Source organism: Streptococcus sp. LPB0220, from assembly GCF_008727815.1.
GTDB lineage: Bacteria > Bacillota > Bacilli > Lactobacillales > Streptococcaceae > Streptococcus.
Genome location: NZ_CP044230.1, coordinates 570434 through 589235, shown reverse-complemented (window position 1 = coordinate 589235; position 18802 = coordinate 570434). Strand labels below are relative to the sequence as shown.

General features: G+C 43.3%; 23 protein-coding genes and 1 other annotated feature. Of the genes, 6 read left to right on the top strand and 17 right to left on the bottom strand.

Translation table 11 applies throughout. The features are described from left to right. The first annotated feature begins 151 nt into the window (after window positions 1–151). On the top strand, window positions 152–877 hold the full coding sequence (locus tag LPB220_RS03180; protein WP_150905492.1) for a 16S rRNA pseudouridine(516) synthase: 726 nt from the start codon (window positions 152–154) through the stop codon (window positions 875–877). 43 nt (window positions 878–920) lie between these two features. Here LPB220_RS03180 and LPB220_RS03175 read toward each other — a convergent pair whose 3' ends face one another. Both LPB220_RS03175 and LPB220_RS03170 read right to left on the bottom strand, forming a co-directional pair. Further along, a complete protein-coding gene (locus tag LPB220_RS03175; RefSeq protein WP_049491311.1) occupies window positions 921–1304 on the bottom strand; it encodes a rhodanese-like domain-containing protein in 384 nt (127 codons plus the stop codon). Continuing rightward, window positions 1304–1522, bottom strand: coding sequence for a YqgQ family protein (locus LPB220_RS03170; RefSeq protein ID WP_003017930.1), 219 nt, complete (start codon window positions 1520–1522; stop codon window positions 1304–1306). The genes LPB220_RS03175 and LPB220_RS03170 overlap by 1 nt, the downstream gene beginning before the upstream one ends. An 87-nt stretch (window positions 1523–1609) precedes the next feature. Between LPB220_RS03170 and LPB220_RS03165 the strand changes: the two genes are divergently transcribed. Further along, window positions 1610–2269: a prepilin peptidase gene (locus LPB220_RS03165; RefSeq protein WP_150905490.1), complete on the top strand. Its 660-nt coding sequence runs from the start codon at window positions 1610–1612 to the stop codon at window positions 2267–2269. Between the two features lie 7 nt (window positions 2270–2276). Here the strand turns inward: LPB220_RS03165 and trpB are convergent, their stop codons facing one another. From trpB to asnA, 14 genes are all read right to left on the bottom strand, one after another. Next, window positions 2277–3464: a tryptophan synthase subunit beta gene (gene trpB / locus LPB220_RS03160; protein WP_003017923.1), complete on the bottom strand. Its 1188-nt coding sequence runs from the start codon at window positions 3462–3464 to the stop codon at window positions 2277–2279. A 122-nt stretch (window positions 3465–3586) separates the two neighbouring features. Further along, window positions 3587–3830: a binding site (T-box leader), on the bottom strand. Between the two features lie 59 nt (window positions 3831–3889). Beyond that, entirely contained in the window at window positions 3890–4417 is a 528-nt protein-coding gene (locus LPB220_RS03155; RefSeq protein WP_150905488.1) for a VanZ family protein, read from the bottom strand. Further along, entirely contained in the window at window positions 4404–5492 is a 1089-nt protein-coding gene (gene rlmN / locus LPB220_RS03150; protein WP_150905486.1) for a 23S rRNA (adenine(2503)-C(2))-methyltransferase RlmN, read from the bottom strand. The genes LPB220_RS03155 and rlmN overlap by 14 nt, the downstream gene beginning before the upstream one ends. Before the next feature lie 6 nt (window positions 5493–5498). Continuing rightward, complete coding sequence (locus tag LPB220_RS03145) at window positions 5499–6074, bottom strand: YutD family protein (RefSeq protein WP_045759156.1); 576 nt, start codon at window positions 6072–6074, stop codon at window positions 5499–5501. Window positions 6075–6221: 147 nt separating this feature from the next. Continuing rightward, entirely contained in the window at window positions 6222–7934 is a 1713-nt protein-coding gene (locus tag LPB220_RS03140; RefSeq protein WP_021152755.1) for a sensor histidine kinase, read from the bottom strand. Next, complete coding sequence (locus LPB220_RS03135) at window positions 7931–8665, bottom strand: response regulator transcription factor (RefSeq protein ID WP_024054871.1); 735 nt, start codon at window positions 8663–8665, stop codon at window positions 7931–7933. Before LPB220_RS03135 ends, LPB220_RS03140 begins: the two co-directional genes overlap by 4 nt. Before the next feature lie 58 nt (window positions 8666–8723). Next, a complete protein-coding gene (gene msrB, locus LPB220_RS03130; RefSeq protein ID WP_150905484.1) occupies window positions 8724–9845 on the bottom strand; it encodes a peptide-methionine (R)-S-oxide reductase MsrB in 1122 nt (373 codons plus the stop codon). A gap of 11 nt (window positions 9846–9856) precedes the next feature. After that, a complete protein-coding gene (locus tag LPB220_RS03125; protein WP_070594431.1) occupies window positions 9857–10417 on the bottom strand; it encodes a TlpA disulfide reductase family protein in 561 nt (186 codons plus the stop codon). A gap of 56 nt (window positions 10418–10473) precedes the next feature. Next, the gene (locus LPB220_RS03120; RefSeq protein ID WP_070594375.1) at window positions 10474–10797 is read right to left on the bottom strand and encodes a hypothetical protein; all 324 of its coding nucleotides are present in this window, start codon (window positions 10795–10797) and stop codon (window positions 10474–10476) included. 26 nt (window positions 10798–10823) lie between these two features. Continuing rightward, window positions 10824–11534: a thiol-disulfide oxidoreductase-associated membrane protein CcdA2 gene (gene ccdA2 / locus LPB220_RS03115; RefSeq protein WP_150905482.1), complete on the bottom strand. Its 711-nt coding sequence runs from the start codon at window positions 11532–11534 to the stop codon at window positions 10824–10826. 158 nt (window positions 11535–11692) lie between these two features. After that, complete coding sequence (locus LPB220_RS03110) at window positions 11693–12775, bottom strand: SepM family pheromone-processing serine protease (protein ID WP_049517992.1); 1083 nt, start codon at window positions 12773–12775, stop codon at window positions 11693–11695. Beyond that, window positions 12759–13247, bottom strand: a complete 489-nt coding sequence (coaD, locus tag LPB220_RS03105; protein ID WP_003011880.1) for a pantetheine-phosphate adenylyltransferase — start codon at window positions 13245–13247, stop codon at window positions 12759–12761. Before coaD ends, LPB220_RS03110 begins: the two co-directional genes overlap by 17 nt. Then, entirely contained in the window at window positions 13237–13776 is a 540-nt protein-coding gene (rsmD, locus tag LPB220_RS03100) for a 16S rRNA (guanine(966)-N(2))-methyltransferase RsmD (RefSeq protein WP_021152746.1), read from the bottom strand. Before rsmD ends, coaD begins: the two co-directional genes overlap by 11 nt. 248 nt (window positions 13777–14024) lie before the next feature. Next, window positions 14025–15017 carry an aspartate--ammonia ligase gene (gene asnA / locus LPB220_RS03095; protein WP_003005888.1) on the bottom strand — a complete coding sequence of 331 codons (993 nt, stop codon included), beginning with the start codon at window positions 15015–15017 and terminating at the stop codon, window positions 14025–14027. 159 nt (window positions 15018–15176) lie between these two features. Here asnA and LPB220_RS03090 point away from each other — a divergent pair, with 159 nt between their 5' ends. The 4 genes from LPB220_RS03090 to LPB220_RS03075 are packed head-to-tail and all read left to right on the top strand — an operon-like array spanning window position 15177 to window position 17944. After that, window positions 15177–15854: a helix-turn-helix domain-containing protein gene (locus LPB220_RS03090; RefSeq protein ID WP_041826243.1), complete on the top strand. Its 678-nt coding sequence runs from the start codon at window positions 15177–15179 to the stop codon at window positions 15852–15854. Between the two features lie 2 nt (window positions 15855–15856). After that, complete coding sequence (locus LPB220_RS03085; protein WP_150905480.1) at window positions 15857–17269, top strand: Y-family DNA polymerase; 1413 nt, start codon at window positions 15857–15859, stop codon at window positions 17267–17269. Beyond that, window positions 17266–17637 carry a hypothetical protein gene (locus LPB220_RS03080; RefSeq protein ID WP_013903193.1) on the top strand — a complete coding sequence of 124 codons (372 nt, stop codon included), beginning with the start codon at window positions 17266–17268 and terminating at the stop codon, window positions 17635–17637. The genes LPB220_RS03085 and LPB220_RS03080 overlap by 4 nt, the downstream gene beginning before the upstream one ends. Then, window positions 17618–17944 carry a DUF5960 family protein gene (locus tag LPB220_RS03075; RefSeq protein WP_003005875.1) on the top strand — a complete coding sequence of 109 codons (327 nt, stop codon included), beginning with the start codon at window positions 17618–17620 and terminating at the stop codon, window positions 17942–17944. The genes LPB220_RS03080 and LPB220_RS03075 overlap by 20 nt, the downstream gene beginning before the upstream one ends. Window positions 17945–17996: 52 nt before the next feature. On the opposite strand, the gene LPB220_RS03070 is transcribed toward LPB220_RS03075, so the two are convergent. After that, on the bottom strand, window positions 17997–18713 hold the full coding sequence (locus LPB220_RS03070; RefSeq protein ID WP_049514178.1) for a YebC/PmpR family DNA-binding transcriptional regulator: 717 nt from the start codon (window positions 18711–18713) through the stop codon (window positions 17997–17999). Window positions 18714–18802 lie beyond the last annotated feature (89 nt).

Here is an 18802-nt window from a genome sequence, read left to right as displayed (position 1 = left end):
ATTTCTAACTGAACAATTATACCACAGTCCTATCTAAAAAACACAGTTCAGCTAGTTGTAAATGTTTTCATCTTCATTTCTTTTCTCGGACTCGATTTCCTTTTCTTTTCATGATACACTGATGATAAGAATTTCAGAAAAAGAGGCTCTCATGAGATTAGATCAATTGATGGCAGACCATCAGTACGCTCGCAAAGACATCAAACAACTTCTGGCCCGAAGGCAAATCTTGGTCGATCACCTACCAGCTCAAAAGCTATCCCAAAACATCGACCCTGGACTCCAACAGATTCAAATCGGGGAACGAATCATTCAAGAACTGCGTCACCACTACTACATGCTCCATAAACCAATTGGGGCCGTGACTGCCAAAAGAGACGCCCACCATCCAACGGTGATCGAGTTAGTGGACCCCCAGCAAGAGTACCCAGACCTCTATCCTCTTGGTCGCCTCGATCGCGACACCAGTGGTTTGCTCCTCCTCACAGATAATGGCCCCTTAGGCTTTCAACTGCTCCATCCCCAATACCATGTGGAGAAGGTCTATGAGGTAGAAGTCAATGGCCCGCTTTATGCAGCCCACATCGAGCAATTTCAGAATGGGATTTCATTCACAGACGGTCCTATCTGCAAGCCGGCTTCCTTGACCATTCTAGAAAGTACCCCCAGCTACAGCAAGGCCCAGGTCCGAATCTCAGAAGGAAAATACCACCAAGTGAAAAAGATGTTTTTAGCCATTGGGGTCAAAGTAATGACCTTAAAACGCTTGTCTTTTGGCCCCTTCACCTTGGATCCTCAGTTAGCCCCTGGCGAAAGCCGACCTTTGAATGAGGTAGAGCTCACATGGGTCAAAGATTTCCTTGAAAAAACAAGATAAAAAAGCTCTAACCACACATTTGCTGCAGTTAGAGCTCTTTTTATTAAGCGTCTTTTTTCACTTTCCCATTCCAAGAATCAAGACCATAAGACAAGACATAAATGTCTGTATAACCTTTTTTCTTGAGAAAGAGAGCCGCATTGGTTACTCGAGAACTACGGCTATTCTCATAGAGCAAAATTGGTTTGTCTTTGCGCAAGGCTGCAAGACTCAATTTCAACTGAGTAGAAGGAATGTTGCGTGCTCCTAAAATATGCTTGGCATGAAACTCAGCTGGCTCTCGCAAGTCAATCAACTGCCCTTGACGAATCAGCTCTTCAAAGGTTGCATTGTCCACAAATTTAGCAGCTTTACGGATGCGGAAATAATTAAACGCCATCCATCCAAACGCTCCTAAAATAACCAACCAAACAATGATATTTCCCATCACTCTACCTCACTCTTTTTCAAAAATTCTAATTCTTGCTTGTGTTCTCTTCTTAAAACGGTATCGGCTTCTAAATAATCGAGCCGTTCCATCAGGCCTGCATCATAAAGACGTTGAAGCTCAATTTTCATCAATTCGATGTCATAGAGGCGCTTCCCTACGTAAATGATGATTCCAAAACGTTTTAAAAATTGTTGAACATCATACAGGTTTTTCATGTTCATTATTGTATCAAATTTAGAAAGGCTTTACAAGATTTTCAAGTAAATGATGACATTTTTCAATTGCTTTACGAATAAATAAGTATGATCAACTTTTATTTTTTTACCATCGGTACTTGTATCGCCTCTTTTTTGGGGCTCGTTGTCGATCGTTTTCCAAACCAATCCATTCTTGCTCCTCGCAGTCATTGTAATCACTGTCAGCACGTCCTTGGAGTTTGGGATCTCATCCCCATTATCTCGCAACTACTCCATCGTTTTCGCTGCCGCTATTGTCATCAGACCTATCCATTTTGGTACTGCCTTTTTGAGGTCTGGAGTGGCCTACTCTTTTTAGCCTGCGCCAATGGTTTCCTTTCTCTGCCTCAGCTTCTAACACTACTAGGAGTAGCTGTTTTAGCCATTTATGACCTTCGCTTTATGGAATACCCCTTGGTCATCTGGTGCTGTCTCCATGCCTTGGTCCTCTTTTTATCCGGTAGTAATCTCCTCATGCTGGTCTTTTTACTCCTTGCGATAGGAGCTCACTTTTTCTTTATCGGAATGGGAGCAGGAGATTTCCTCTTACTAGCTACCTTCTCGCTAAGCTTTTCTTCTACTAAGATCCTCATTCTCATTCAGATCGCATCCATCTTAGGCATTCTCGTCTTTGCTCTCAAAAAAGAAAGAGACCGGATTCCCTTTGTACCCTGTCTCTTTCTCAGTTATCACGCTTTACTGCTTTATACGATGTTTTGCAGATAAATTCTTTTTATTTTGCAGCCTTCGCTTCTAGATAATCGGCGATGGCAGCCACATCCTTATCCCCACGTCCGGAAACATTGATGATGATGATCTTGTCTTTATCTAATTGTGGAGCACGTTTGACCGCTTCTGCAATCGCGTGTGAGCTTTCAATGGCTGGGAGGATCCCTTCTGTCTTACTGAGAAGAAGAAGAGCTTCTACTGCTTCATCATCTGTCGCTGCTACATATTCGACACGACCAGAATCTTTAAAGAAAGCATGCTCCGGACCAACCCCTGGGTAGTCCAAACCAGCAGAGATCGAGTAAACTGGCGCTACTTTTCCATCTTCGCCAAAGACTGCATAGGTCTTCATACCATCAACCACACCGATAGTCCCTTTGGTCATGGTCGCTGCGTGTTGATCGGTGTCCAAGCCATGACCAGCTGCTTCTACCCCAATCAAGCCGACTTCCTCTTCTGCGACATATTCAGAAAAGGCACCGATGGCATTGGAGCCACCACCGACACAGGCAATCACATAGTCTGGCAAACGGCCTTCTTTTTCCAAGATTTGACGTTTAGATTCTTCACTGATCACCTTTTGGAATTCATGCACAATGGTTGGGTAAGGGTGAGGGCCAACAGCAGAACCCAAAACGTAAAAGGCGTCCAGATCTGCCATCCATGCTCCAAACGCAGCATCAACGGCGTCTTTCAAGGTCTTAGTCCCGGTTTCAACCGCATGAACGGTTGCCCCCATCATTTCCATGCGGAAGACATTGAGACGTTGGCGTTCCACATCTTCTGCCCCCATGTAGACATCACAGGCCATGCCAAACTTAGCTGCCGCAGCTGCTGTAGCTACACCGTGTTGACCAGCTCCTGTTTCAGCAATCACGCGCGTTTTGCCCATGCGTTTAGCCAAGAGGATTTGCCCCAAAACGTTATTCAATTTATGCGAACCTAGGTGATTCAAGTCTTCGCGCTTCAAATAAATTTTTGCCCCACCTAAATGTTCTGTCAAACTTTCCGCAAAGTAGAGCGGTGTTTCCCGGCCAGAGTAATCTTTCAAATAATGTTTGTATTCTGCGATAAATTCTGGATCATTTTTATATTGTTCAAAGGTTTCCTCTAATTGATTGAGCAAGTTTTGAATGGGTTCTGGTACGAAAGATCCACCAAATTGTCCGAAATAGCCTTTTGTTTCTGTCATGATTGTGTCCTCTTTTCTATATCTTTAATCCTGTTTATGATCTTTTTCTCTCGCGGACCCTTTGAGCTGCAGTCTCACTGGGGTTCCTTTGAGATACAAAAAACCTCACACAGAAAAATCTGTGTGAGGACGATTCGATACCGCGGTGCCACCTCAATTGTAGGAGGCTATTTTTTCTCCTACATCTCTGACCTGTCTAACAACAGGGTGCACGATAAGGTGTGCTCACCGAATTTTTATTGTTTCAAATTCATCATCATAAACGCATCAGCCCATTTCAAGATTCACCACTGCTTGTTCGCAATCACCACAAGCTCCCTGGAAGTGAGAAAAATCTCTACTTTTCTGATGTCTTAAAGTTATTATAGCTCCCGCTTCTGACTTTGTCAACAAAAATTTCAAAAAGACACTAAAATGTTCGGGTTTTACATTTCCCCATTTTTTGCTAGCAATCGTGCTCTGCAATACTGAAAGCCTAAATAAGCCAGATAAGCGCCTAAGGTATTGGTCCACAAATCATCTAGCTCAAAGACACGATTGGCATTGAATAAGAGATCTAACAGAACTTGGCTACATTCAATCCACAAGCTCATCGCAAAGCCGAAGCACAAGACCCGTTTTCGACTCCTCAACCAGGGCCATAGCCAGAGGAGTTGAAAGACCAGCGGGCTTAACAAAAAGATATTGGCTATGTTTTGGAGAATGACCTTAATGAGTTGGAGGGCACTGGTGATCTGACCAAGATTCATCACCGAATTAAGAGGAACCAGCAGGACGACGATGCGACCGAAATGTTGAATACCCGGTGTTTCCATACCTGGCTCTGGCTGTTGGGGCAAAAAACACATCAGACACAAGAGGATAAAATAGAAGAAGCTGCCACTCCGTAACAGCCTTCTTCCTCTTTTTGTTAGTTCTGTATGATCGATCAGCCCTTGTTTAAGGTTGCGCATGTTCAACAATCGCTTTCTCCCGATCCCGTTTCATGGTATTTGAACGCAATTGGCCACAGGCGGCGTCAATATCTGTACCGTGCTCTTGACGCACCACACAGTTAACACCATGTTTTTTCAAGGTATCATAGAAGGCCATGACCCGTTCTTTTGGACTCCGGCTATATTGGTCATGCTCACTGACAGGGTTGTAAGGAATCAAGTTAACATAAGACAATTTCTTGATATTCTTAAGCAATTCTGCCAACTCTAAGGCTTGCTCGACCCCGTCATTGACTTCATTGAGCATGATGTACTCAAAGGTCACCCGACGGTTCGTAGTCTCAATATAGTATTCAATCGCCGCAAACAATTTTTCAATTGGAAAGGCCCGGTTGATCTTCATGATGCTAGAGCGCAAGTCATTGTTTGGTGCATGAAGAGACACTGCCAAATTGACCTGCACACCTTCATTTGCAAAGTCACGAATTTTATGAGCCAAACCAGAAGTTGACACGGTAATATGACGAGCACCAATCGCTAATCCCTTGTCATCGTTGACCGTCCGGATAAATTTTAAGACATTGTTATAGTTGTCAAATGGTTCTCCGATCCCCATGACAACGATATGGCTGACCCGTTCATCTTGGCCACGTTCGTCAAAGTATTTTTGGACCAACATGATTTGAGACACGATTTCACCATTGTTCAAATCGCGTTGTTTTTTGATCAAACCAGAAGCACAGAAGGTACAACCGATATTGCATCCTACTTGAGTCGTTACACAGACAGATAATCCATAGTGCTGACGCATCAAGACGGTTTCAATCAACATGCCGTCTGGCAATTCAAAGAGGTACTTGACCGTCCCGTCTGCTGACTCTTGCACGATCCGTTGCTTGAGTGGGTTGACGACAAACTGATCATTCAACTTCGCAATCAAGTCCTTAGAAAGGTTGGTCATTTCTTCGAAAGACTGGACGCGTTTGCGATAGAGCCATTCCCAGATTTGTGCTGCACGGAATTTCTTTTCGCCGTTTTCTTCCGCCCAATCAATCATATCTTGGCGTGTTAAACTATAAATGGATGGTTTCATTCTTTCTTACTCCTCTTTTTGTCGAATCACAAAATGACGTTTGTTGTCTGTCTTCGTTGTCTTTTTAGTCTCAGCAGACGGTCTTGTTTTTTTCGAGTTTTTGGCTGGTTGTCCCTTGTCGCGTTCCCGTTTTTGGAAACGATCTTTTTGTTTGCGATTGCGCGAACGTTTTTTGGGCTCTCTTTCTTCTGATTGAGCTTTTTTGACCGGTGATTTCTTATCAAAAGAAGCACGATGAGGCTCCTTATTTTCAAGGACAAAATAAGCACAACCATAGCTACAATATTCTAACAAATAATCGTCTAAGCGACTTAATTTATCCATCGTTGCAACATCGCGCTCTTCCTTATAAAAGCCACGCAAGCGCAACTGCTCATTGCTCCAATCACCAACAATGTAATCAAACTTGGTTAAAATCTCAGAAAATCGCTGACCAAAAACAGTCGCATCAAAAGCTTCCTTCTCATTTTTCAACAGCTCAAAGGAGAGGTTTTCTGAACGGATTTGGTCTCCTACCTGATGAAAGACAGGTCCAGGAAATTTATTGTAATTATATAATTCAGGGTCAATCTCTTTTCGCATAGTGTTCCTTCATCAAAATCTATTTACTGTAACACTTTATTTTATCATAAATTTGATGACTTGCGTCAGATTTGACTAGAAAAGAGTTGAAATTCAACATTGAGAGCTTCCAAAAGGAAAAAGAGACAAAGAAGGCAATCTTTGTCTCTATACATGTTCATCAGATGATGAAAGGGGCAAAAAAAGAGTAATTTTCGTATAGCTATTGGCCTTAGAATCAATCTCCATATGATAGGCTTCGCCAAATTGAAGATGCAATCGTTGGTCCACATTTTTCAAGCCAACACCTCCTAAACGAAGAAGGGTTTGGTCTGTTGATTCTGATCGGTCAAACCCTCGTCCATTGTCAAAAATCGATACGCAGGCGTAGTCTCCACTGACTTCAGTTGTCACTCGAATGAGACCTGGCCGATCGATCTCTTTAATGCCGTGGTAAATCGCATTTTCCACTAAGGGTTGAAGCACTAATTTAGGAATCTGATAGTCGCCCAACCGTTCATCTTCTAGAATTTCATAGTTGAGCTTTTCTCCATAACGTTGCTTCTGAATGAAAAGATACTGGCGGACATGGTCGATTTCATCTCTCAGTAGGATTTGCTCCTGGCCTTGGTTAAGAGCCAGTCGAAAATATTGAGCCAGAGACTTAGTGATGTCGACCACGCGCCGACTATCATTAAACTCCGCCATCCAGACAATCGTATCCAAGGTATTGTAGAGGAAATGCGGATTAATCTGAGCTGAAAGTGCCCGCAACTCGTACCGCCGTGCGTTCTGCTCCTCTTCCTTAACCTGTTGCATGAGATTATCGATTTGGTCCAACATGGCATTAAACGCTTGAGCGAGGGCCACCAATTCTGGAGATCCTTTGGCTACAGCTCTTACGTGAGCATCTCCTGCTCCAATCCTCAAAATGATGGTCTGAAGGTCTCGTAAAGGTTTGATCCACAAACGCAGAACAAAGCCGATCCCTATTAAACACATGATCAAAGCTAGTAATCCTAGACCAATGAAAGAGTACAGGAGCTGCGACTGCAGCATCTGAAGTCCTTCAAGTGAAGCCACTCCAATCAAGGTCCAATCGCTATCTGGAATCGGAACCTGATAGATAAAATTCTGTCCTCCTTTAGCATAGCCATCTTTCACAGCAATATAGGGCTGCATAGCCTGCATTTCTTGACTGGAAGAATAGACCGCTTTTTTGGGATGGTAGACAAACTCATGCTTTTGATTAATGATAAAACTAAAGCCTTGTTTCCCTAGTTGAAGGTGATCCAAGTAAGCCTGAAGGCTATCGTAGCCAATATCCAAGCGTACTACTCCGAGATTTTGACCAGTCTGATCGACCACTTCTTGGGTAATAGAAACCACCCATTTTTCTTTTTCCGAGGTTAAGGATTCCTTTCGAGCTGGCGTCAAAACTGGCATGGCTCTTTCCTTAATCGCCTCTTGATACCAGCTTTCATTCATCATATCTGAGGAGGTCTGCATGCTGATTTTTGTATCTGTCGCTACCAGACGTCCATCCTTGGTCACCAAGACCGCTGAGACCAAGTCCGGATCTGTTTCAATCATCGTTCGCATCAGGTGTTGAACCGTTTCTTGATCCGCACTCCTATCTTGGGCAAATTGGCGAACAGCCTGTTCTTTGCTAAGCACCGTCGTCGTCTGCTTTAATTTTTTTAGATAGGAGGTAATAAACTGACTGCTTTGATCGATACTATTTCTTGTCGTCCGCTCCGTTAGCTGGCGGATCGTCCCTGAACTCGTTTGATAATAGAGGCCACCAATAAGACCAAAAAGTAGGAGAATGAAGAGAAAAAAGTAGAGGACCAGCTGAATCAGCAAGGGATATCGTTTCATTCATGCTCTCCTTTTTTGTACTGCCTTGGTGTCACCCCAACAACCTGCTTAAAGCGTTGAGAAAAATAGTTCATATCTTCAAAACCAACCTGATCGGCGATCTCATAAATTTTTAAATCTGTCGTGAGAAGCAAGAGTTGAGCCTTCTTCATTCGCTCTTGAATGAGGTAGTCTTGGAAGGGGAGTCCCAATTTTTTCTTGATCAATACACTTAGATACGAGGCACTGAAACCAAGTTGATAGGCCAGATCCTTTAGAGTTAACTGAGAGTCTGCTAAACGAGCATGAATGGCTTCTTCCAAGTCTGTCGAATAACCCTGACTGACCAAATCTTCGACTTGCGCTTTCTTACGCTCTTGATCAAGTTTTCCTTTCACCTTTGCTAACATCTCTTCAATATCATCTTTTGAAAAAGGCTTCAGCAAATAATCATCTGCACCTAACTTGATGGCTTTCCTTGCAAACTCAAAGTCATCATAACCTGTCAAAAAAATGATATGGCAAGACGGAGATTGTTCTTTGACGAGATGAGCCAGATCCAAGCCATTCATTTGTGGCATATTGATATCGGTTAGAAGGATATCGGCTGGTTGCTCTTGAAACTTCTCCCAAGCCTCACGCCCATTTTTAGCCTGGTTGATGACGGTCATTCCAAACTGTTCATAATCCACTAAGGAAGTCAGACCCTGCCGGATAAGCTCTTCATCTTCCACAATCATGATCGCATACATGTCTTTCACCTACTTGTCTTTGCTATACTTATTATAGCAAATTATGGTTCCAAATGTCTCAGACGTAGTCCAATAAATAACCGTAGCCCTTTTCTTTCATTTCTGCTTTGGGAATGAAGGTAATAGACAAACTATTGATGCAATAGCGAAGGCCGCCTTTTTCCTTGGGACCATCGGTAAAAACATGGCCCAGATGAGAATTTCCTACACGGCTCCGAACTTCTGTCCGAGTCATATTGAAACTCTTATCCTCCTTATAGATGGCCACATCAGGACTAATAGGTCGACTGAAACTTGGCCAACCACAACCAGAATCAAATTTATCCTTAGAGGAAAAGAGTGGCTCACCGGTCACGACATCTACATAAATACCGGCATCAAACTGATCCCAGTAACGATTGGAGAAGGCCCGTTCGGTATCATTTTTTTGTGTCACCGCATACTCTTCAGGAGATAACTTCTTTTTGATCTCCTCATCGCTTGGCTTAGAGTAGCGACTGGCATCAATAACAGGATAAGAAGCCTGATTGACATCGATATGGCAGTATCCATTCGGATGTTTCTTTAGATAATCCTGGTGGTAGTCCTCAGCCTTGATGAAATTGGTCAGTGGCTCTTTTTCCACTGCTAACGGTTTGTCGTATTTTTTTGCCACCTCTTCAAAGACTTGGTTAATGGTTGGAAGGTCCTCTTGAGAGACATAATAGACACCTGTTCGGTATTGTGTTCCTTGATCATTTCCTTGTCGATTCTTCGACGTTGGGTCGATAATCCGGAAATAATGCAGGAGCAATTCTTTCAGAGATACCTTCTTGACATTGTAGGTGATGTGAACTGTTTCGGCATGCCCTGTTTGAGGGACTAATTCATACTTGGTCGTTTCTCCCTTTCCATTGGCATATCCTGATACGGCATCAATCACACCTGGAACACGGGAGAAATATTCTTCTACGCCCCAGAAGCAACCACCAGCCAAATAAATTTCACGCTGATCCTTTGGATCAACCGTTTCCTTTGTTTCCTTTTTGGCTACTGGAGTCTGACTCATCGATGCTTTTTTAATCATCTCAGTGCTTGTTTCTGATTGATCCATTCCGTTTGCTCCCTTACTAAAGAAAAAGAAACCAATAGATAATAAGCCAATGAGAAGGATAGCAAACACTTTCCACTTTGTTTCCATTGTCTATCTCCTTACTGCATGTTCTCTAGGGTCTTGAGGATATCCTCTTTATTCATATAGCCAATATGACTCTTTGCTAAAGTCCCATCACTATTGATAAAGAGTGCCGATGGATAAGAACGAATCCCATACTCTTTTAGTAGTTCCCCTTTACTATCCAGTAAGACTGGGAAATCCTTGTAGTCCAAAGACTGGTACCAATTTTTGAAATCTGCTGCTGATTTTTCGCCATTAAAGGTTGGAGCTACAACGGATAAAACCACATAATCCTTACCTGCCTCTTCTTTTGCCAACTCATTGGTATCCTCTAATGTTGACAGGCAAATAGAGCACCAGGAAGCCCAAAATTTGAGGTAAACTTTCTTCCCTTTGTAATCAGATAAGCGGTAGGTCTTGCCATCCACTCCTTGCAAGCTAAAATCCTTCACTTTCTTGCCAGATGGTTGCCTAGCCCCAGCTTTGGCTGTTTGTTGGCTCATGTCCTTATTGGAAGTAGCCATTCCTTGACTCGAACAAGCCCCCAAAAGTCCAGTACACAAAAATCCTGCAGCTACTAAAGCTAATTTCTTCATCATTATTACCTCTTTAAACAAGGAGAAAGTCATCCTCAGATGACCTCTCCCTTCTTTCATTCCTTGTCTGATTTCATATCAGATGATTCACTCTTTTCATTTTTCATTTCTGAATCGCTAGATTTCATCTCATCTTTTTTCATATCGTCCTTCATTTCAGAACTGCTGTCAGACTTCATAGATGAATCTTTCATGTCTTCTTTTTTCATTTTATCATCGGACATGGATGAATCCTTCATGTCATCCTTCTTCATATCGTCCTTCTTCATCATACTACTATCGTCCGTTTTTTTCATGTCTGAATCTGATTTCTGTCCAGAACAAGCTGCTAAAGTGACGATGCTAAGTGTAGCAATAGAAAGTGCAAGAATTTTTTTCATGATTTTTCTCCTTTAATCATTCAAGATTAGTGAAACAGGGATGCGAGGCTATTAAGATTTCCTAGCATCAGCAAGATGCCCATCAAGATGATGAGGGCACCACCAATTTTTTTCAAGGTTCCCATATGGGGCTTGAGCTTAGCAAAATGTTGTAGAACCCAGCTAGAAGCCAAGGCCAAAAGCAAGAAAGGCAGAGCCAAACCTAATGTATAGACTAGCATCAGGAGAGCACCTTGTAAAGCACCATCTCCTCCAGAAGCGGCAATGGCTAGAACCGAACTCAAAACTGGTCCGACACAAGGGGTCCAACCAAAACTGAAGGTGACCCCTATCAGAAAAGCATTGAAGAATTCATTGCGCTCCCGATTCTTTTTGAGTTGGATGGTCTTTTGTTTTTGGAGTTGTCTCAGATTGATGAGGCCCATCTGATGGATTCCCAATAAGATCACAATCCCTCCTAGTAGGTAACGGAACCAGGGAGCATAAAGCACCTGGCCAAGGGCCCCTGCACCGTATCCTAGAATCAGGAAAACAGTTGATAGACCTGCGATAAAACAAAGAGTCTTCACCAGGCCATACCAAGAAATGTCTCTTCCAAAAATACGCACCGTTTTTTCATGCTCAGAATCCAATAGAATCCCTACATAGACTGGCATCAGTGGCAAAATACATGGGGAGAAAAAGGATAGAACTCCCGCTAAGAATACTGAAATGGAAAACAAATTTGTTTGAATCATTTCACTACCTCCCTTTCTTTCTGATACCAGTATAAAGAAAAAATCCCTCTAAAAATAGAGAGATTGATAAGCAAAAACTTGAATTTGATTAGAAGACGAATCTTCTATCTGTCAACTCCTCGTACTTTCAAGTACGAGACTGATCTAGCAAGATACTTCTACTTCTTTTTCAAATAATCAATGGCGTCTTGAAGGGTTTTGACGGGGACAATTTTCATCTTCGAATGAATTTGTTTCGCTGCTTCTTTCGCTGTTTCATAGTTTGATTTGGCCTTGGGATTGGCTTTCTTTTCTTCTTTGGAAACAGGATTATTAGGGGCAAAGAAAATTTCTGCTCCTTCTTTATCGGCTGCGACGACTTTCTTGTCAATCCCACCGATGTCGCCAACCGTTCCATCTTGGTTAATGGTTCCTGTCCCTGCAATATGGCGTCCCTGACGAAGATCTGGATCAGCCACTTGGGTGTAGATAGCTAGGCTAAACATCATGCCGGCACTTGGTCCACCAATCCCTTGAGTCGCAAACTGGACAGGAACATCTCCTTTGGCTTCAGTCCGGTCGATCAGGCTAATCCCGATTCCGTTTTTCCCGTTAGACAATTTGATGATCTTTCCGTCTGCGGTCTTGGTTTGTCCATCCTCAATATAGGTCACTGAAACAGGGTCGCCAATTTTTTGAGAACCGACATAGTCAATCAATTCTTTGGAACTCTTAAAGGTCTTGCCATTCACACCGGTGACGGTATCCGCAATGTTCAAGATTCCCTTAAAAGTCGAGTCATCTGCTACCTGCATAACATAAACACCAAGAAAGTCCATCTGGGTTTCTTTTCCAGCTGTCTTTAACCCTTGGTAGATGGCCATATTTTGCGAGGTTTCCATATAGAATTGGTTAATCCGTGTAAATTCTTGGCTCGAACTACCACCTGTCATATCCTTGGCAGAGTAGATATCTGTAAAAGGTGTCGCCCAAGCATAGATCAAATCAGCCGGGGTCGCTTCTTTCACTGCCACGGTTACAAAGTCATAAGACCCTGACTTGGTATCCATTTTTCCATCCACTGTCATGACCGATCGAATATCTTCTGCCGTACCCGGCATCTCAATATAATAGGGAAGGCGAATCACAAAAGCAGCTAGCAAGAGGAGCAAGAAAAGAACGCCTGCAATCGGCCATCGGTATTCTTTCAACCGTCCTTTTTTCTTTTTAGTGGTCAAGCTTGGTTTATTCGCTTGTGTCATCTTTGATTTCCTCCATTACACTCTTTGGGACATAAGGTGAGATATCCTGCTGAAAAGCCAGCAACTCTCGAATACGCGTTGAACTAATGGCCTGGTAAGGAGGCTGGGCATAGAGATAAACCGTCTCCAATTCAGGCGCCAACTGGTGATTAAAATAATCCATATTGGCTTCGTATACCAGATCCTGTGCATTGCGCAAGCCCCGGATCAAGGTGATGACCCCAAGATTGCGCGCCACTGTCACAGCCAACTCTTGAGTTGACGTCACAATTTCAACATTTTCCAAATGAGCCAAGGCCCCTTTCACCATGCGCACGCGCTGCTCAATAGAAAAGAGTCCGACTTTTTCCGGATTATAAAAAATTCCGACATAGACACGGTCAAACAAGCGACTAGCTCGCTCGATCAATTGCACATGCCCAATGGTAATCGGATCAAACGATCCTGTAAACAATCCACTTCTATCTGACATATACTGTTACCTTACTAATTCCATAGATTTTTTCTTTCCAGATTCCCACTTGTCCGATTTCCTCAGGAAGTTCTACGTGTTTATCGGTTTCGCACACAATCATGATGTCCTCTGACAAGAGATGGCGCTCGCACAAGGTTTCGATATCGCGGACAATCTCTTCCTTGGCATAAGGAGGATCCAAGAAAACTAAGTCAAAGGTGCCCGTTAGGAGACCCAAGGCCTGCTTGGCCTCCATTTTTAGCAGTTGAAACCGTTCCTTTTCCTTGGTCATGGCAATATTGGCTGCTACAATCTCCTGCGCTCTACGATCTCTTTCTACTAGAACGGCCTCTGACATGCCTCGAGAAACGGCTTCGATAGAGAGCCCACCGCTTCCTGCATAGAGATCCAGCACTCTTCCACCATCAAAGTAAGGACCAATCATATTGAACATGGCCCCTCTGACCTTATCAGAAGTCGGCCTGGTTGTTTTTCCTTCAAGTGTTTTGAGGGGACGTCCCCCATAGGTTCCAGATACTATTTTCATAGGGACCATTATACCAAAAAAAATCAGAAAATTGCGATTTGATATGGTCAAGCGACAATTAAAAGAGGCTGGGACAAAAGTCCTAGCCTCTCAATTATTTTTGGATTGTCGAGCAAGACGCAGTGGTTGAGTGGGCTCTACTACGCTGATTTCATCAGCTTTTACAGCCCTACTCAACTGTGCGGAGGTGGGACGACGAAATCGAATTCTAACGAATTACCGATTTCTGTCCCACTCTCTTTCTTTCCTTATAGGATATTTTCATATTCATCGCGGACAGATTGAGGCCAGACACTGGTTTGGACTTCACCGATATGTTTCTTACGAAGCAAGAACATAGCCAAACGAGATTGTCCGATCCCTCCACCAATTGTAAGTGGGAAAAGACCATTTAACAAAGCTTTGTGCCACTCTAATTGGAGACGATCCTCGTCCCCTGTGATCGCAACTTGACGGCGAAGCGTATCTTCATCGACACGGATCCCCATTGAAGACAACTCAAAGGCGGAACCTAGAACGTCATTCCAGACGAGGATATCGCCATTCAAGCCCTTGTAGCCATTTTCAGACTCTGTTGTCCAGTCATCGTAGTCAGGTGCACGTCCATCGTGTGGTTTGCCATCTGCAAGCTCTCCACCAATCCCGATCAAGAAAACGGCTCCGAATTCTTTGGCAATAGCATTTTCACGCTCTTTTGGAGTTAAATCTGGATAGCGTTCCACCAATTCTTCTGTGTGAACGAAGGTAATTTGTTTTGGAAGAACTGACTCAATATCATAGCGCGCTTCTACTGCTAGTTCTGTTAAACGAATCGCCTTGTAGATCTTTTCAACCGTTTCTTTGAGGTAGGCGATGTTGCGTTGACCATTTGGGATGACCTTTTCCCAGTCCCATTGGTCTACATAAACAGAGTGGATAGCGTCTAGCGAATCTTCATCTGGACGAAGGGCCTTCATATGGACAAAGAGACCTTCTCCTTCGCCAAAACCAAAACGTGCCAAGGTATGGCGTTTCCATTTTGCAAGTGAATGCACGACTTCATAAGTCTCATCAGGAATTTGAAGGACCTTTACAGATACCGGGTGTTCAATCCCAGAAAGGTTATCCTGCATCCCGTCTCCGACCTTGCTCAAAATTGGCCCTTGGACTTCAATGATGTCCAATTTATCTTTTAAATATTGTGTGAACGTCGTTTTAACAAACGAAATTTCTTTTTGTTGGTGGATAAAACTTTTTTTCATATAGTTCCTCATTTATAGACATTTTAGAAATGATTATACTCTTTTTTCAATCAAAATCAAGTCTTTTCATTCGTTTTCAACTGAATTTTTCTCTTGCAAAAAGGATTCATTTTTGATAAACTGTATGTAACCTTTAAAACGTTACATAGGAGGAGCGACATGTTTGATGCAAAAAAACTAAAAGAAAGACGCCTGGAAAAAGGCTTGACCCAAGCTGATGTCTACGAGGATCTCAAGATTTCTCGCAAGACTTACTCCAGTTGGGAGAATGGCTTAGCGGAGCCGCACGAAAAAAATCTCAGGAGGTTGGCCAAGCGCCTCTCCGTTAAAGAGGACTACTTTATTAACAAAGACTCCGCACTCTACACCTACCCTTTATTAACCCCACCTCATCAAAAGAAAGTCGACCAGTTGGCCAGCCAGTTATTGGAACAGCAGCAAAAAGTTGTTTCCTTGACTGCTTATAAGGTTCTTTCGATTGAGCTAGCAGCCGGTTTAGGACACACCTTTTATGACAACGAAACGGACTATGAAACCGTCTATTTTGACCAAGAGATCCAGCACGATTTCGCTTCTTGGGTATCCGGAGATTCGATGGAACCTCTCTATCCCAACGGCTCTGTTGCCCTCATGAAGCAGACTGGGTTTGACTACGATGGGGCAGTCTACGCCCTCATGTGGAACGGGAAGACCTATATCAAGAAAGTCTATCGGGAAGCGGAAGGTTTGCGCTTAGAATCCATCAACCCTGACTACGATGATTTATTTGCTCCCTATGAAGACGAGCCCAAAATCGTCGGCATTGTGGTCGGGCATTTTCTTCCACTCGAGGTTTAAATATGCTATTTGATTATTCACGTGAGCCTCATTCTGATATTGCTTTTGTGGATATGAAAAGTTTTTATGCTAGCTGTGAATGTGTCCGTCTGGGGCTCAATCCCTTGACGACTTCCCTTTGCGTCATGAGTCGGAGTGACAATTCTGCTGGTCTGATTTTGGCGAGCTCTCCCGTTTTCAAACAAGTCTTTGGCAAGAAAAATGTCAGCCGTAGCTACGACCTACCTTTTGACCTCAAAACTAGAAAATTTAATAGCTACGTCGCCCAAAAGCAAGGATTGCCAACGGATCCATCCTTTGTTTCCTACATTGAATCCTGGGCCAAGAGGACCCTGATTGTTCCTCCACGGATGAATGCCTATATTCAGGTCAATATGGAAATTCAGAAGGTCTTTCAGGAATTTGCGGCACCAGATGATATTTTCCCTTACTCGATTGACGAAGGCTTTATCGATCTGACTTCTTCCTTAAATTATTTTATTCCAGATCCCTCCCTCTCTCGAAAGGAGAAACTGGATCTCCTTTCTGCCAGGATCCAAAAAAGGATCTGGCAGGAAACTGGAATCTACTCTACCATCGGCCTCAGCAATGCCAATCCCCTTCTTGCCAAGCTAGCCTTGGACAATGAAGCCAAGCATTGCCGAAATATGCGCTCCAATTGGTCTTATGAAGATGTAGAAAGTAAGGTCTGGAAACTTCCCCAGCTCACTGATTTTTGGGGCATTGGACGTCGTACGGAAAAGCGATTGCAAAAGATCGGGATCACGTCGATTAAAGAACTGGCCCAGGCTCACCCAGATCTCTTAAAGAAAGAATTCGGAGTCATGGGCCTGCAACTCTGGTTCCATGCTCATGGCATTGATGAAAGCAATGTCCACAAGCCTTATCGTCCGAAGTCACGAGGCATTGGCAATTATCAAATCTTGCCCTATGACTACCACCTACAAACAGACATTGAACTGGTGTTTCGTGAGATGGCTGAACAGGTGGCTATCCGCTTGCGACGGAAAAAAAAGAAGACCCAACTGGTCTCCATTCATGCCTCCTACTCCAAAATTGAGGGGCTTCCGTCCATTCATTGTCAGCAAAAGATTGAACCCACGCAATCCACCAAGATTTTATCCGATACTGTTCTGCGGCTCTTTCGCTCCAAGTACGAGGGCGGAGCCATTCGGCAGATTGGTGTTTTTTATGGCGAACTTGTCGAGGAATCTCTCCAACTTTTTTCTCTCTTTGATGATCCGATAGCCCTAGAAAAAGAGGAAAAACTCCAGCAGACCATTGACCGCATTCGGGATCAATTTGGCTTTACCTCTCTTCAGAAAGGCTCCTCATTACTAGAAAACTCACGCGCCATTGCACGCAGTAAACTAACAGGCGGACATTCCGCAGGAGGCTTAGATGGATTAATATGATCGACCGTTCTTATCTCCCTTATCAATCCGCCCGAGAATTTCAAGATCGTGGCATGGCCAAATGGGCCGGCTTCTTTTTATCCGAGCACACAACCGCCCTGCAGACAAAAGAAATTGACCGCAGTCAGCTCACGGTTCTTCCACTTGCTGAACAGATCCAGCTCCTGGAGCAGGCCTTTCAACAACAAACGACGATCTCGATCACAACTCTAGAGGGGAATCAATTTGCAACCTACACAGGTTCGATTCACACCTTATCTGCTTCTGAGCTTCTTCTCAAAAGCGATGGCCACTACCACCGTCTCCTCGTAGACTCTATCATTTTTATTGAATCTGAGGAAACACCCTATGAAACCTATTCAGACTAAACACGAATTACAATTTGATTATTTTTCGGAGAATTACCACCAATTTGAGATGGACTTTTACAAGTGGGCCGCTACTTCTACGCCACTCGTCTTTTTAGAAGACGATATTCTCCACTCTATGGCAGCAGGCCAGCGAAACTACTTTCGTCTTCACCACACCAAAAGTCGGGATCATCGAGACCATTATTTCTATTTTAAAGTTTCCACACTCTCCCAATCACCCCTGACCCGTATTTACGCTTATACAGGACATCACTTACAAAAGATAGATCCTCATCAGACAGAGAAAAAGGATAGCTTGATCTGAGAAGCTATCCTTTTTCTTAATTTATGGGATTCACTACAGTCCTTACGAGTGATTAGAATCCATCTACGTTTGTGTAGATTTTTTGTACGTCCTCGTCGTCTTCAAGAACGCTGTAAAGTTTTTCAAATGTTTCCAAATCTTCACCTGACAACTCAACTTCTGATTGAGGAATCATTTCCAATTCAGTTACTTGGAATTCTTCAACACCTGATTCACGTAAAGCAACGATTGCTTTGTGAAGATCAGTTGGAGCAGTGTAAACAGTGATGCTTCCTTCTTCTGCTTCAACATCATCTACATCCACATCTGCTTCAAGCAAAAGCTCAAAGATCGCATCCGCATCATCACCAGCAAAGACAATGACACCCTTGTTGTCAAAGAGGTAAGATACAGAACCAGAAGCTCCCATGTTACCGCCGTTTTTACCAAAAGCCGCACGGACATTGGCAGCTGTACGGTTAACGTTTGACGTCAAGGTATCAACGATCAACATGGAACCATTTGGTCCGAACCCTTCGTAACGCCCTTCTGTAAAGGTTTCGTCAGTGTTTCCTTTTGCCTTATCGATCGCTTTATCAATCACGTGTTTTGGCACTTGCGCTTGTTTAGCACGGTCGATAACGAATTTCAAAGCAGTATTCAATTCTGGATCTGGTTCACCCTTTTTAGCGGCTACATAGATCTCAACACCAAATTTGGCATATACTTTTGAGTTAGCACCATCTTTGGCAGTTTTCTTGGCTACAATATTGGCCCATTTACGTCCCATGAGGATTCTCCTTAATTTTTTTCAAATTATTTTCAATCTTTAACATTATATCACAAATCGTCCACATTAGACTAGATTTTTCTATTTTT